The sequence below is a fragment of the Chryseobacterium sp. DZ-32 genome (genome assembly GCF_059587025.1).
The window spans coordinates 70,085-83,782 of sequence record NZ_JCAIOM010000008.1 but is presented as its reverse complement, the minus strand read 5'-3'; the positions used below and the strand labels follow the sequence as shown (position 1 = coordinate 83,782).

The window sequence follows — 13,698 nt, the reverse complement described above, 5'->3', positions numbered from 1 at the left end:
ATTGTATGAAATTAGGTTTATTATTATTGGCTACGTCATTGCCAATTGCAGCTTTCGCACAGAACAGCGGCACAACAGTAAACTCTTCCACAGAGTACCCTAATACATTCTCCTCAGGTTCCGCTAATGTAAAACCCTTTGACAACAAATCCAGACGTTTCAGAGACTGGTCTATTTCTGTTGGAGGAGGTCCTGCATTTATGGTACACTCCGATTTAAAATCTATCCGCAAGGATAAGACTAATTGGGGATACAATGCTTACGTAAGCGTGGACAAACAAATCACACATGCATTCGGGCTAAGCCTTATGTATATGAGAGGAGAAACAAAACAGACAGCCCAGCTTCCTGGTGCTGAAGGTGTAAAATCAGGAATAGCTACTGCAACAACACAGTTTGACAACATCTCTTTATTGGGGGATATCAACTTCTCGAACTTATTCAGAAGAGTAGACAACCACTCTCCATACAGATGGGCTTTCCACGGATATATGGGTATCGGTCTTCAGGGATTCAGAACGTCACTGCATGATAATGACGAATTCAGATGGAGCAATTCTCCAAGAAGAACTCCTTTATTCATTAAACAGGACATTGATATCAACTCTATCTTCTATCAGGGAGGTGTGGGAATCAAGTACAATGTTTCAAAACTTATTGACGTTGAGGCAAGAACCATGTACATTATCAGTGGTGATGATGAATTCGATGGCGGCGGATGGGCAGATCCTAATGATTATGATCCTTCCACTCCAGGTTCAAAATATAACATGTTAAATTCCAGAAGATCTGATAACGCCTGGACAGTAAGTTTAGGAGTATCTTTCAAACTAGGAAAGCACGAATCTCATCTGGCATGGCATGATCCGCTTCAGGAAGCTTATTACAGAACCAGCGTTCTCGAAAATGCAAGTACTGACCTTGTTGTCTGCGAAAAAGGAGATGCAGACAATGACGGAGTATGCGATGACTGGGACAGACAGCTTGATACTCCTGCAGGAGCAAGAGTAGATGGAGCCGGAGTTGCTTTGGATATGGATCTTGATGGAGTTATTGACCTTTACGATAAGTGCGTAACTGTACCAGGACCTGTTGAAAATAACGGATGCCCGATTAAATAATTAAAACAGTCTTACAATTCTTTTACAAAAAGAAATCAAATAATAATACACGATGAAATTAAGTTTAGCAATTGTTGCATTAGCTTTGGCAATTCCTTCTGCCGCTTATGCACAAGACTCAACAGCAGTTTCGAATGGAAAATATCCCAATACATTTTCCTCAGGATCTGCCAATGTTACACCATTTACCAACCAATCCAAGAGATTTAATGATTGGTCTGTTTCAGTAGGAGCAGGTGTTCCGCTTCTGCAGTCAGCAGATTTAACCTCTATCAAAAATGGTAATGGTAAAAACCTTTTTGGCTATTCAGCGTATGTAAGTATTGATAAAGCGATTACCCATGCTTTTGGGATCAATTTACAGTATGACAGAGGTGAAACCAGACAAGGATGGTTCAATACTAAAAATGCAGCACCGGATGCAACAGCAGTAGGGGCAAGAACTCAGTATGACGCGATCTCTATCTTAGGAGATATCAACTTCTCAAACCTGTTAAGAAGAGTTGACAACCATTCTCCTTACAGATGGGCACTTCACGGATATGCAGGTATCGGTACTATTGCATACAGAGCATATCAGAAAGACGGAAGCAACAGACAGAGATTGATGACAGAAATCAAACCTTTCGAATTAGGTTCTATGTTCTTTCAGGCTGGTACAGGTCTGAAGTTCAAAGTGAACAGAAGAATCGATATTGAAGGTAGATTAATGTATGTGGTAACCGGTGATGATGAATTTGACGGTGGAGGTGATGCTTACAGCACTATCAACAAGCGTTCTGAGCAGGTTTCGGACAACTTCTTCAACGCTACTTTAGGTCTTTCTTTCAAACTAGGTAAGCACGAGTCTCACGTAATGTGGCATGACCCGCTTCAGGAAATCTATTATAAACTTGATGTATTGGCTAACAAAAACCAGGATATTGAAGTATGTAAAAAAGGAGATGCTGATAATGATGGTGTATGCGACGATTGGGACAGACAGCTTGATACTCCTGCAGGAGCAAGAGTAGATGGTGCCGGAGTTGCGCTTGACACTGACTTAGACGGTGTAATTGACCTTTACGATAAGTGTGTAACGGTTCCAGGACCTGTTGAAAACAACGGATGTCCAGTTGTTAAAGATAATAAGCAAACTGCTGTAGAAGTAGAGAAAACCCTTAAAGATATTTATTTCAACTTTAATAAAGCAACCATCAGACCTGAATCTAATGAGAAACTGGATCTGGCTGCTTCAATTATCAAAGAAAACGGAGGTAATTACCTGTTAACAGGACATACGGATATCAAAGGAAATGCAGCATACAACCTTAGATTGTCTAAAGAAAGAGCAGCAGCTGTAGTTGGAGCTCTGGAAAACAGAGGCATCAATGAAAATGTGCTGAAATCAAGAGGAGTAGGTTCTGCTGAAGCTACTATCCCTGCATCAGCTTCAGATGCTGAAAGAATGGCGGACAGAAAAGTTACTGTAAGATTTATAGAAAGTTCAGAATGGGATTCTATCAAAAAGAAAGACTATGAAGATGCTCCTGTAAAAAAAACAGTCAAAAAAGCTCCCGCTAAGAAAAAGAAGAAATAATTTCAAATACTTCATAAACCGAAAAGAATTGTTCTTTTCGGTTTATTTTTTTTCTACTACGAATTTTTTTACATACCTTTATCATTATTTTCAGGACAATTGTACAAACACATTAGTAATCAGTACGTTTGTTTTGAAAAAAATTAACACAATATCACTTTTTAGCGTAAAAAATCATTTAAAATAACTTAACTTAAAAAAATAACACTATGAAATTAAGTTTAGCAATTGTTGCATTAGCTTTGGCAATTCCTTCTGCCACGTATGCACAAGACTCAACGGCAGTTTCAAAAGGAGAATATCCTAATACATTTTCTTCGGGATCTGCTAATGTTTCCCCATTCACCAATCAATCTAAAAGATTTAACGATTGGTCTATTTCTGCCGGGGTGGGTGTTCCACTTCTTCAGTCTGCGGATTTAACCTCTATCAAAAATGGTAACGGTAAAAACCTTTTTGGATATTCAGCGTATGTAAGTATTGATAAAGCGATTACCCATGCTTTTGGGATCAATTTACAGTATGACAGAGGTGAAACCAGACAAGGATGGTTCAATACTAAAAATTCAGCACCGGATGCAACAGCAGTAGGAGCAAGAACTCAGTATGATGCGATCTCTATCTTAGGAGATATTAACTTCTCAAACCTGTTAAGAAGAGTTGACAACCATTCTCCTTACAGATGGGCACTTCACGGATATGCTGGTATCGGTACTATTGCGTACAGAGCATATCAGAAAGACGGAAGCAACAGACAGAGATTGATGACTGAAATCAAACCTTTCGAATTAGGTTCTATGTTTATGCAGGCTGGTACAGGTCTGAAGTTCAAAGTGAACAGAAGAATCGATATTGAAGGTAGATTAATGTATGTGGTAACCGGTGATGATGAATTTGATGGAGGAGGTGATAAATACAGCGCTATCAACAAGCGTTCTGAGCAGGTTTCAGACAACTTCTTCAATGCTACTTTAGGTCTTTCTGTTAAACTTGGAAAACATGAATCTCACTTAATGTGGCATGACCCGCTTCAGGAAATCTATTATAAACTTGATGTGCTGGCTAACAAAAACCAGGATATTGAAGTATGTAAAAAAGGTGATGCTGATAACGACGGAGTATGCGACGATTGGGACAGACAGCTTGATACTCCTGCAGGAGCAAGAGTGGACGGTGCCGGAGTTGCGCTTGATACTGACTTAGACGGTGTAATTGACCTTTACGATAAGTGTGTAACTGTTCCGGGACCTGTTGAAAACAACGGATGTCCTGTAGCTACAACAGGACCTGTAGTAGAAACAGAAACTAAATTGGAAGGTATTGAGTTTGATTTGAATTCTGACAGAATTTTACCTTCAAATACTCCAATTTTAAATAATGCAGTAAACTATATTAATTCTTCAAACGGTTCTTACAATGTAATCGGAGCTACAGATACAAGAGGTACTGATGCTTACAACCAGAAACTATCTGAAAGAAGAGCAAACAACGTTAAGAACTATCTGATCAAAAATGGTGTTCAGACAGGTAAACTACAGGCTATAGGAAAAGGTGAAAAAGACCTTAAATATCCTGAATGTGAACCGGCAACGAAGTGCCCTGAATGGAAAAACAGAGCCAACAGAAGAGTATACTTCGAAGCTAAATAATAAACATATTGATACATTATATGAAAGTCACGCCCTGCGTGACTTTTTTTGTCCTAATTCTTTCCTTATTTTTACAACATGATTTCTCCGCAGGATTTTCAAAAGCTAAAATATGATACTCTTAAGTATTTCTGGGGTTATACCGACTTCAGAGATTCTCAGGAAGAAATTATCAATGCTGTAATCAATGAAAAAGACACCCTGGTTCTCTTACCTACAGGAGCAGGAAAGTCTTTATGTTATCAATTACCAGCCTTACTGAAAGAAGGAACCTGCCTTGTTGTTTCTCCTTTGCTGGCATTGATGAAAGACCAGGTTAATCAGCTTAAAGCGCGTGGTATAGAAGCAGAATATCTTTCCTCCGAATTGGATGAATATGATGCTGAAGCCATTTATGACCGCTGTAAAGAAGGACTTACCAAGCTGCTCTATGTTTCTCCTGAAAGGCTTACCAATACTCAGTTTATTCAAAATATGGAAGAAATACAGCTATCCTTCATTGCCGTTGATGAAGCACACTGTATTTCAGAATGGGGACAGGATTTCAGGCCCAGCTACCAGAATATAAAAGGATTCAGAAATAATAACCCGGAGATTCCCTGCCTTGCCTTGACTGCAACTGCAACTCCGAAAGTGCTGGAAGAAATTAAAAATAAACTGGAACTGAAAAATCCTTTTGTTTTTCAAAAGAGTTTCAAAAGAGAGAATATTAAAATCTTTACAGATGAAGTATCTGATAAATTTCAACGTGTTTTTGATATTCTAAAATACAGCAATGATTCCGGAATTGTTTACGTAAGAACAAGAAAAGAAGCTGAACTGTTGGCAGAATTTCTAAAGAAAAACCAACTGAAAAATGTAGATTATTTCCATGCCGGCCTCACAACCAAAGAAAAGAATGCAAGACAGAATCTTTGGAATAACAGTGACAATCACGTCCTTATTTCTACCAATGCCTTTGGAATGGGTATTGACAAAGATAATGTCCGTTTTGTCATTCATTATTCTCCCGCAGCATCCCTTGAAAACTATTATCAGGAAATCGGAAGAGCCGGAAGAGATGGCAAAGATAGTTTTGCCTTCATGCTCTGGAACAAACAGGAACTATTGAATTTTGATCAGGTTTTAAAAAACCAGACTCCCAACAAAGCTGAGTTTTTGAAAATAGTTAGTTATCTCTACTCTATTTTTCAGGTAGCTGAATTTGAACTTCCGGAAAAGACATTTCAAATGAATCATCTCAGTATACAGAATTTTACAAAACTATCGAAGGCCAAGATCAACAATGTACTCAATTTTCTGCACAATCAGGAAATTGTTTACTACAATGATAACAAAAGTCTGTCTTCGCTCGAACTTTTTATTAAAGCTGATGAAATCGATCAGCTGCCACAAAAAGATGGCCATTTCATAGAACTCCTTTTCCGTACCATATCAGGAATTACTACGCACAAAGTTATGTTCAGCGAACAGCAGGTCAGCAACAAAATCAATATCAGTGTTCCCTTAATCAAGGAACGTCTGAAAGAGCTGCAGCAAAAGAATTACCTTGAATATATTGACGGAGCATTAGGCAGCATTAAATTCCTCAAACCCCGTGATGAAAGAGCTGTGAACAGCGCTTACTGGAAATTATTTGAACATATTCAGAGGAATAAAATCCAGAAATGGGAAGAGATGAAGTTTTACGTAGAAAATAACGACTACTGTAAAATGAAACTAATTCTTGCTTACTTTGGTGAAAAAAATTCAAAAAACTGTGGACAGTGCTCTGTCTGCGAAAAAAATAAGCAGTCTATCTTTGGGAAAAATATTTCCCAGCAGATCATTAATTTATTAGCTAAAAAATCGGCTACTATTGAAGAACTGTCTATCCAGCTCAGCTATCATTCCAAAGAAAATATACTGGAGAATCTGATTTTTCTTTTGGATTCAGGAAAGGTAAGAATGCTGAATTTCAGAACGTATGCGCTGAATCATGAGTAATGAGTAATATGCAATGAGCAATGATTGATAAATATTATGACCCTCAACCTGCCTAAATCTCAAAGCTCATACTCTAAAACTCTCCTACCTTCAAACCCTGATATTTTCCGACTCTCAGATCAAAAACTTATCTTTGCAGTATGAAATCATTGAAAGTCGTTTTTTTAGGAACTCCTGAGTTTGCAAAAACCTCTTTGGAGGCCATCCACCAATCCCACCATCAGGTAGTAGGTGTTGTAACTGTAGCTGATAAGGCAAGCGGACGCGGACAGAAAATTCACCAGTCACCGGTAAAAATCTATGCAGAAGAAAATAATATTCCTGTTTTTCAGCCAGAAAAGTTGAGAAACCCTGAATTCCTGGAAGAACTTAGGAAACTGGATGCTGATGTTTTTGTAGTGGTTGCCTTCAGAATGATGCCTAAAGTGCTTTTTGAGATGCCTAAAATGGGAACTTTCAATCTTCATGCTTCACTGCTTCCTGATTACAGAGGTGCTGCACCCATCAATTATGCTGTAATCAACGGAGAAGAAAAAACCGGAGCAACTACATTCTTTATTAATGAAAAAATTGACGAAGGAAATATTCTTCTTCAGCAGGAAATGGAAATTTTACCGGATGAAAATGCAGGAAGCCTTCATGACCGACTCATGGAAATGGGCTCAGGCCTTGTGGTTAAGACATTGGATGGTCTTGCCGAAAATGCTATTGAAGAAAAACCTCAGCCCCATGTAGAACATCCTAAAAATGCTTATAAAATTTTCAAGGAAGATACGAGGATTAATTGGGAACAGCCTTCAAAAACTATTCATCAGTTTATTCTGGGAATGTCTCCTTATCCTGCAGCCTTCACTACTTTAAAGATTGACAACGAAGAAAAAGGATTAAAAATATTCGGGGGTAAATTTGAACTTTCTGATCACGGAAAACCAGCCGGAACGCTGGATATTTCAAAAAATGAATTTAAAATTTACACTCAGGACGGGATCTACTACCCTCTTGAACTTCAACTGGAAGGTAAAAAAAGAATGATGGTAAAAGATTTTCTGAATGGCTTCCGAAACTTTGACGGAATTACATTAAGCTAAAATAGACTATTATCAAACATAGAAAAAGTCCCGAAAACATGTACCAATAAACTTTCGGGACTTTTTATTTTTTTCGGTCATCAGCTTTTACTGACAATTTTCTTTCGGATTCTGCTTATAAATTCCGGAGTTACTCCCAGATATGCTGCAATCTGAATATTTGTTAAACGGTTGGCTGTCTGCGGATAATCTTTTAAAAACTCAACATAGCGTTCATCTGAAGGTTTGCTTAGATTATCAATAATTCTACGCTGTAGGGCAATAATTGATTTTTGAAATTTAAGCCTCATTAATCTTTCAATCTCCGGCATTTCAGCATACAGTTTTTCTTTGTCTTTTTTGGGAATAAGAAGGATTTCACTATCCTCAAGCGCCTGAATATTGAGTTTTGAGGGAATGCGGTTTACAAAACTATCAATATCGGAGATCCACCAGTTTTCAATTCCAAAATACAATATCTGTTCGGCTGCATTATGATGGGTATGAAAAACTTTAAAACATCCGCTAACGACAAACCCTTCAAATTCGCAAATTTCACCTTCTTTTAAGAGGAATTCTTTTTTCTTGATTTTCCTTAAACTGAAAGCACTGCAGTATTTCTCCAGCTTTTCATCTGAAATTTCAATATAGCCCCGGATATGTTTTTTTAAAGACTCAGTCATGGTTTAAAAATAAAAAAAGGTTTAGAAAAATCCTAAACCTTATAATTTTGTATTACAAACAGTCAATTAATGTGAAAACAATTCACTATTGACCATTCATTTTTTATAGTTGTACCATCTCCGTAACCTCTACATCATATCCTCCAACCTGAGGTTTGATATTAGGATTTTGAGTGATTACTTTAAACTTGTTGATTCCTAAATTCTTTAAGATCTGCGTTCCGATTCCATAATCTCTGTAATTGTACGCTAATGTAGGATGCTGCTCCTGACCATCCTGATAGTTCAGGAACTGTTGAAGTTTTCTCAATGTATTTTCAGAGTTGGAAACGTTGTTGATAAAAATAATAGCTCCTTTTCCAGCTTCATTCACCATACCTGTGACCTTTTCCAACAATGGTTTTTCACCGTTGTTCAATCTGGTCAATACATCAAAATAAGAATCTGAAGACTGTACTCTTACCAAAACAGGCTCATCTACCGTCCAAGCTCCTTTTGTCAATGCAAAGTGGATCTGGTCATTGGAAGTTTCTCTGAAAGCATAAAAATCAAAATCACCGTAGTGCGTTTTTACTTTTTTCTCTTCAAGTCTTTCTACCAGATTTCCTTTTTTAAGCTGATAGTGGATAAGATCTTCAATAGAAACGATCTTCATATCGTGTTTTTGGGCAAAAGCATGAAGTTCAGGCAGACGGGACATTGTACCATCTTCATTCATGATCTCGCAGATCACACCTCCTTCTTTCAATCCTGCTAAATTCGTAAGATCGATGGCCGCTTCAGTATGTCCGGCTCTTTTCAATACTCCTCCTTTTCTTGCACGAAGCGGGAAAATGTGGCCAGGTCTCATAAAATCTGTAGGCTTGGATTTTTCATCCATCAGTGCTAAAATTGTTTTTGCTCTGTCACTTGCAGAAATTCCGGTAGATGTTCCGTTACCCAGAAGGTCAACTGATACGGTGAAAGCAGTTTCCTTAGGATCGCTGCTTCTGCTTACCATCACTTCAAGTCCAAGCTCATCACATCTTTTTTCAGGAAGCGGCATACAGATCAGCCCTCTTCCGTGAAGAGCCATAAAATTGATAATTTCCGGCGTTGTCAGTTCTGCCGCGCAAAGAAAATCACCTTCATTTTCTCTGTCTTCATCATCTACTACTATGATTATTTTACCATTTCTAAGGTCTTCGATAGCCTCTGGAATAGTATTTAATTTAATATCGGACATTTTTACTTTTTATTTGTGCAAAGATACTCATAAAAATAAGCATCTGCCAATTAATTATGTATGGTTTATTACGCTTTGGATAAAGAGTCTGCAGCCTCTCTGAAAATCTCGTAAGATCTCAATCTTTTCTGATGATCGTAGATATGTGAATTGATCATCAGTTCATCCACCTGGAATCTTTCCTGGAAATCTTTAAGCTTTTCCTGAACTTCAGCCTTATCTCCGATAAAAGTATATCTCAGTTTCTGTAAAACCATAGATTTTTCCATTGGCGACCAGATTTCATCCATATCATCCACGGGTGGAGCAAAAGGTTTTCTGTCGTTTCTTACAATATTGATGAATGCCTGGAATAAAGTGGTGGAAATTTTATGAGCTTCCTCAGAAGTTTCAGCCGCTACCCCATTTACACACGCAATGATATAAGGTTTATCCAGATATTTTGACGGTTCGAAATGTTCTCTGTATATTTTAAAAGCCATTTCCATCTGCTCAGGTGCAAAATGTCCCGCAAATGCATAAGGCAGCCCTAGTTCTGCAGCCAGCCATGCACTGTCTGTACTTGACCCCAGAATATATAGCGGAATATCCAATCCTTCTCCCGGAATGGCACGAACCATCGCCTCTGAATTTTCTTTTGAAAAATATCTTTGAAGTTCGAGGATCTGTCTTGGAAACTGTTCATTGATGATGGCTGGATTCCTTCCCAACGCTTGTGCTGTCAAGCCATCTGTTCCCGGAGCTCTTCCTAATCCAAGGTCAATCCTTCCCGGAAACAGAGATTCCAGAGTACCAAATTGTTCTGCAATGATCAGAGAACTGTGGTTAGGAAGCATAATTCCTCCTGAACCTACTCTGATTGTTTTCGTTCCATTGGCAATGAAACCAATTAAAACAGAAGTTGCAGAGCTTGCAATACTTTCCATATTGTGGTGTTCTGCCAGCCAGAATCTTTTATAATTTAAATTTTCAGCGTGATTAGCTAGTGATAAGCTGTCCTGAAAAGTATCATGAATGCTTTTACCTTGCTTTACCGGGGCAAGATCTAAAACAGAAATTTCAAAATTTTTCATGTTATGATGTTAATTTTTCTTTAATCTGAAAAACAAGGCAAATTTAAAACATAAAAACTGCATTAGTTACTTTTTGTAATTAATAAAAACAATTGCTCAGTTCAGGGAAAAACTATTGGAATGAAAATTTTGCTTACATCGTTTTACCTATGTGATCTTAAAATTAAATAATCATATTAAAAAACATATTTTAACAAAAATAATTCAACAAAAAGAGATATATTTATTATATTCGTATACCAAATTTTTAAAAATTTTAATATGAACAAAAAAACAAACAGCCTGTTTTATAAGCAGATGTTGACAGGAAAAACTGTCTTTATGAGTTTTCTTATTGCTGCAATATTTTCGTCTTGTAGCAAAAACAATGAAGAAATTACTTCTGAAGCTCAAACCAATGCCTTCAACGCAGACAATGTAAAAAAAGGACAATTGAACGGCCAGGAAATTACCTATGAAAGAAAAAACGGAATGAATTTTTTCCAGGGAGATATTGTTCTTACCGACAAACAATTATCAGAAGGTAATGAAGTTAATAAAGGCGGTGCAAGCTATTCAAGATGGCCGAATGGTAAAATTTATTATACTATTGCCGGCAATATGGGTTCCATCAATGTTAACAAAATCAACTCTGCCATCAGCGAGTACAATAATAAAACGAATACACAGTGGATCTACCGTACCAACCAGGCTAATTATGTGGAATTTATTTTCGGAAGCTCATCAGGATCTGATGGCTGGGCTCATATCGGATATCAGGGTGGAAAACAAACCATTTCTTTGGATCAGTATATTTCTGTAGGTTCAGTGATTCATGAAATGGGACATACGGTAGGACTTTATCATGAACATACGCGTAAAGACAGAGATCAATATGTAAAGATTCTGTGGAACAATATTCAAAATGGACAGTCTTATAATTTCAACATCTATAATTCCGGAACAGATATAGGCCCGTTTAATATTAATTCTGTGATGATGTATTGGCCAACCTCTTATTCTAAAAATGGGTTACCAACAATTACCAGAGCTGACAACAGCAATTTTACTTATAACAGAACCGGATTTACTACCGGAGATATCAATACCATCAATGCGATGTATCCTTAAATTTTTAAGAATCGTCTCTCCATAAAAAAAGAACTCTTATGAGTTCTTTTCTTTTTTATAATTATAATGATTAATTAAAATCCTGATTTCGTTAAATTCAAAATGGCTTGGCAATGCATTCTTCCACTCGGTTAATGTTTCATGTGGATTTTTATAGAATTCATCTTCAAAAGCTTTGATTTTATCTGAAGTAATGACTCTGGCGATGTCCAGCAATCCCTGCTCGGCAAATTTGGCAAGATGCCCAATAACTGTTTCTTTCACCAGCCCTCTTTCCAAGGCAATTTCACCGATCGTTTTTCCTTGCTCAAACAACTGGAAGGTTAAAACCTGGGACGGAACTTTAGCAATTTTCAGATTGATTTCCTTATCATTCTTTTCATCTAAAAGTTTCGTTTCAAGCAGGTGAATATCTCTCAGGCTGTTCAGATATTCTTCAATGTCTTCCAGCCAGCTTTTAAATTCTTCGTTGTATTGTTTCAATCCTTTTGCACCTTTTATCTCAGCATAAAACTCTTTCAAAGGATCGAATATTTTATTTCTGGTTTCTGTAAAAAAGAAATTAACCGCACCTTTTGATTTGCTTTCAATCTCGGACCATTCTTCTTTCTGTTCAATAAAATTATTGACTTTCTGGAAAATGATTCGTTCTAATTTTTCAAAAATTTTCCCCAGGTTGACCGCTTCATGTTTCAACTGAAGATAAAGCTGTTTGGTTTTAACGTGGTCTATATTTTTGGTGACAATGGAAAGGTTATTCCACTCCTCCACTTCTTTCAAAAACCATGTACAGTCTAACGTTCGCAATACTTTACTGATGCTGTAATCATATTTTTCCTGATTCAGGATCGCCTCCACATGATCATTGGCAATAGTATCGGTATGGAAATGAAGAATCCTGTTATCCTTGAAAATAACTTCGGGAGTAATTTTTGATTTTAAAACAATGCCCTCCAGAGTTCTGCAGCGGGATAAAGCCACATACACCTGACCGGCAGTAAAACTTTTCCCGGCATCAATAATCACTTTATCAAACGTTAATCCCTGGCTTTTGTGAATCGTAACCGCCCATGCTAATTTGATCGGAAACTGCTCGAAACTTCCCAACACTTCCTCTTTGATATTTTTATCCGTATCAAGGAAATATTTTTTCTGTTCCCAGGTTTCCCTTTTTACCACAATTTCTCTTTCACTTTCATCCAGAACAACACGGATTTCATTCTCATCCAACCCGATAATCTCACCCAGTTTTCCGTTAAAATATTTCTTTTCTCCGGAAATATCATTTCGGATAAACATGATCTGAGCTCCAATTTTCAGTTCCAGAAACTGGTCATTTGGAAATTGATTTTCTTTAAAGTCTCCTACCAGTTTAGCTTCATAAATCTGAGGATCTACTTTAATTTCTGCCAGTTTTTCCTGATTGATCTCGTCTGCCATTTTGTTGTGAGAACAAAGATATACATAAGACTCTTTTCCCATATCAAAGTCAGGATCATACCTTTCATTGAGATGATCAAAATCTATATTATCCACATCGCCGTCACGGATCGCATTCAGAATTTCCAGAAACTCTTCGTCAGATTGTCTGTATACCTTTGTCAGCTCAATGGTGACGATTGGAATTTCCTTAATGGCATGGCTGTCAAAAAAGAAAGGTGAGTTGTAATACATTTTGAGTATATGCTCATCCCTTACCACCGGAGGAAGTTGATACAAATCTCCGATAAAGAGCATCTGTACCCCTCCGAATCTCTGATTATTCCTTCTGATGAATCTCAAAGAAAAATCCATCATATCCAGAACATCAGCCCTCAGCATCGAAACCTCATCGATAATGATGATCTCAACCTCTCTCAGAAGTTTGAGTTTATCTTTACGGTATTTGAAATGAGGCATCAGATCGGCAATATTATTGGCCAAACTGGTATCTATCCTTTCTGTAGTAGGAAGAAAGGTTCTCAACGGCAGCCCAAACATGGAATGGATGGTTACTCCTCCAGCATTAATGGCAGCAATTCCCGTGGGAGCCACTACAATATGCTTTTTCTTGGTACGCCTTACAAAATCATTAAGAAATGTTGTCTTTCCTGTTCCGGCTTTCCCCGTTAAAAAAACACTTCTGTTCGTATACTCTATTAAGTCAAAAAAATGATTATTCATCTCCGTCAAAAATACGGAAATGAATTTGAATTTCTTACCTTG

The 13,698-nt window shown here is 37.4% G+C and carries 10 protein-coding genes; 6 read left to right on the top strand and 4 right to left on the bottom strand.

All coding sequences use genetic code 11. The features are described from left to right. Nucleotides 1-5 precede the first annotated feature (5 nt). The 5 genes from AC59HC_RS10740 (at nt 6) to fmt (ending at nt 7,423) form a co-directional block, all read left to right on the top strand. Nucleotides 6-1,121, top strand: coding sequence for an OmpA family protein (locus AC59HC_RS10740; RefSeq protein ID WP_227942856.1), 1,116 nt, complete (start codon nt 6-8; stop codon nt 1,119-1,121). Nucleotides 1,122-1,173: 52 nt separating this feature from the next. Further along, nucleotides 1,174-2,700 carry an OmpA family protein gene (locus tag AC59HC_RS10735; RefSeq protein WP_411413489.1) on the top strand — a complete coding sequence of 509 codons (1,527 nt, stop codon included), beginning with the start codon at nt 1,174-1,176 and terminating at the stop codon, nt 2,698-2,700. A 209-nt stretch (nt 2,701-2,909) separates the two neighbouring features. After that, on the top strand, nt 2,910-4,349 hold the full coding sequence (locus tag AC59HC_RS10730; protein WP_202841231.1) for an OmpA family protein: 1,440 nt from the start codon (nt 2,910-2,912) through the stop codon (nt 4,347-4,349). 78 nt (nt 4,350-4,427) lie between these two features. Continuing rightward, nucleotides 4,428-6,335 carry a RecQ family ATP-dependent DNA helicase gene (locus AC59HC_RS10725; RefSeq protein WP_496558574.1) on the top strand — a complete coding sequence of 636 codons (1,908 nt, stop codon included), beginning with the start codon at nt 4,428-4,430 and terminating at the stop codon, nt 6,333-6,335. 140 nt (nt 6,336-6,475) lie between these two features. Continuing rightward, nucleotides 6,476-7,423, top strand: a complete 948-nt coding sequence (gene fmt / locus AC59HC_RS10720; RefSeq protein WP_202841235.1) for a methionyl-tRNA formyltransferase — start codon at nt 6,476-6,478, stop codon at nt 7,421-7,423. Between the two features lie 80 nt (nt 7,424-7,503). Here the strand turns inward: fmt and AC59HC_RS10715 are convergent, their stop codons facing one another. From AC59HC_RS10715 to AC59HC_RS10705, 3 genes are all read right to left on the bottom strand, one after another. After that, nucleotides 7,504-8,085 (bottom strand): Crp/Fnr family transcriptional regulator, encoded by a 582-nt coding sequence (locus AC59HC_RS10715; RefSeq protein ID WP_330743103.1) that lies wholly within the window; start codon nt 8,083-8,085, stop codon nt 7,504-7,506. A gap of 103 nt (nt 8,086-8,188) precedes the next feature. Further along, the gene (gene ribB, locus AC59HC_RS10710; RefSeq protein WP_120232913.1) at nt 8,189-9,310 is read right to left on the bottom strand and encodes a 3,4-dihydroxy-2-butanone-4-phosphate synthase; all 1,122 of its coding nucleotides are present in this window, start codon (nt 9,308-9,310) and stop codon (nt 8,189-8,191) included. Between the two features lie 68 nt (nt 9,311-9,378). Further along, nucleotides 9,379-10,383: an LLM class flavin-dependent oxidoreductase gene (locus AC59HC_RS10705; RefSeq protein WP_062676211.1), complete on the bottom strand. Its 1,005-nt coding sequence runs from the start codon at nt 10,381-10,383 to the stop codon at nt 9,379-9,381. 261 nt (nt 10,384-10,644) lie between these two features. Here AC59HC_RS10705 and AC59HC_RS10700 point away from each other — a divergent pair, with 261 nt between their 5' ends. Then, nucleotides 10,645-11,493 carry a M12 family metallopeptidase gene (locus AC59HC_RS10700; protein ID WP_120232911.1) on the top strand — a complete coding sequence of 283 codons (849 nt, stop codon included), beginning with the start codon at nt 10,645-10,647 and terminating at the stop codon, nt 11,491-11,493. A 36-nt stretch (nt 11,494-11,529) separates the two neighbouring features. On the opposite strand, the gene AC59HC_RS10695 is transcribed toward AC59HC_RS10700, so the two are convergent. Next, on the bottom strand, nt 11,530-13,656 hold the full coding sequence (locus AC59HC_RS10695; RefSeq protein WP_411413486.1) for a helix-turn-helix domain-containing protein: 2,127 nt from the start codon (nt 13,654-13,656) through the stop codon (nt 11,530-11,532). Between the last annotated feature and the right edge of the window lie 42 nt (nt 13,657-13,698).

What these genes read in the sequence shown, in the direction of transcription:
- AC59HC_RS10740 (WP_227942856.1), top strand. Translation starts at nt 6, where the DNA reads ATGAAATTAGGTTTATTATTATTGGCTACGTCATTGCCAATTGCAGCT.
- AC59HC_RS10735 (WP_411413489.1), top strand. Translation starts at nt 1,174, where the DNA reads ATGAAATTAAGTTTAGCAATTGTTGCATTAGCTTTGGCAATTCCTTCT.
- AC59HC_RS10730 (WP_202841231.1), top strand. Translation starts at nt 2,910, where the DNA reads ATGAAATTAAGTTTAGCAATTGTTGCATTAGCTTTGGCAATTCCTTCT.
- AC59HC_RS10725 (WP_496558574.1), top strand. Translation starts at nt 4,428, where the DNA reads ATGATTTCTCCGCAGGATTTTCAAAAGCTAAAATATGATACTCTTAAG.
- fmt (WP_202841235.1), top strand. Translation starts at nt 6,476, where the DNA reads ATGAAATCATTGAAAGTCGTTTTTTTAGGAACTCCTGAGTTTGCAAAA.
- AC59HC_RS10715 (WP_330743103.1), bottom strand. Translation starts at nt 8,085, where the DNA reads ATGACTGAGTCTTTAAAAAAACATATCCGGGGCTATATTGAAATTTCA.
- ribB (WP_120232913.1), bottom strand. Translation starts at nt 9,310, where the DNA reads ATGTCCGATATTAAATTAAATACTATTCCAGAGGCTATCGAAGACCTT.
- AC59HC_RS10705 (WP_062676211.1), bottom strand. Translation starts at nt 10,383, where the DNA reads ATGAAAAATTTTGAAATTTCTGTTTTAGATCTTGCCCCGGTAAAGCAA.
- AC59HC_RS10700 (WP_120232911.1), top strand. Translation starts at nt 10,645, where the DNA reads ATGAACAAAAAAACAAACAGCCTGTTTTATAAGCAGATGTTGACAGGA.
- AC59HC_RS10695 (WP_411413486.1), bottom strand. Translation starts at nt 13,656, where the DNA reads ATGAATAATCATTTTTTTGACTTAATAGAGTATACGAACAGAAGTGTT.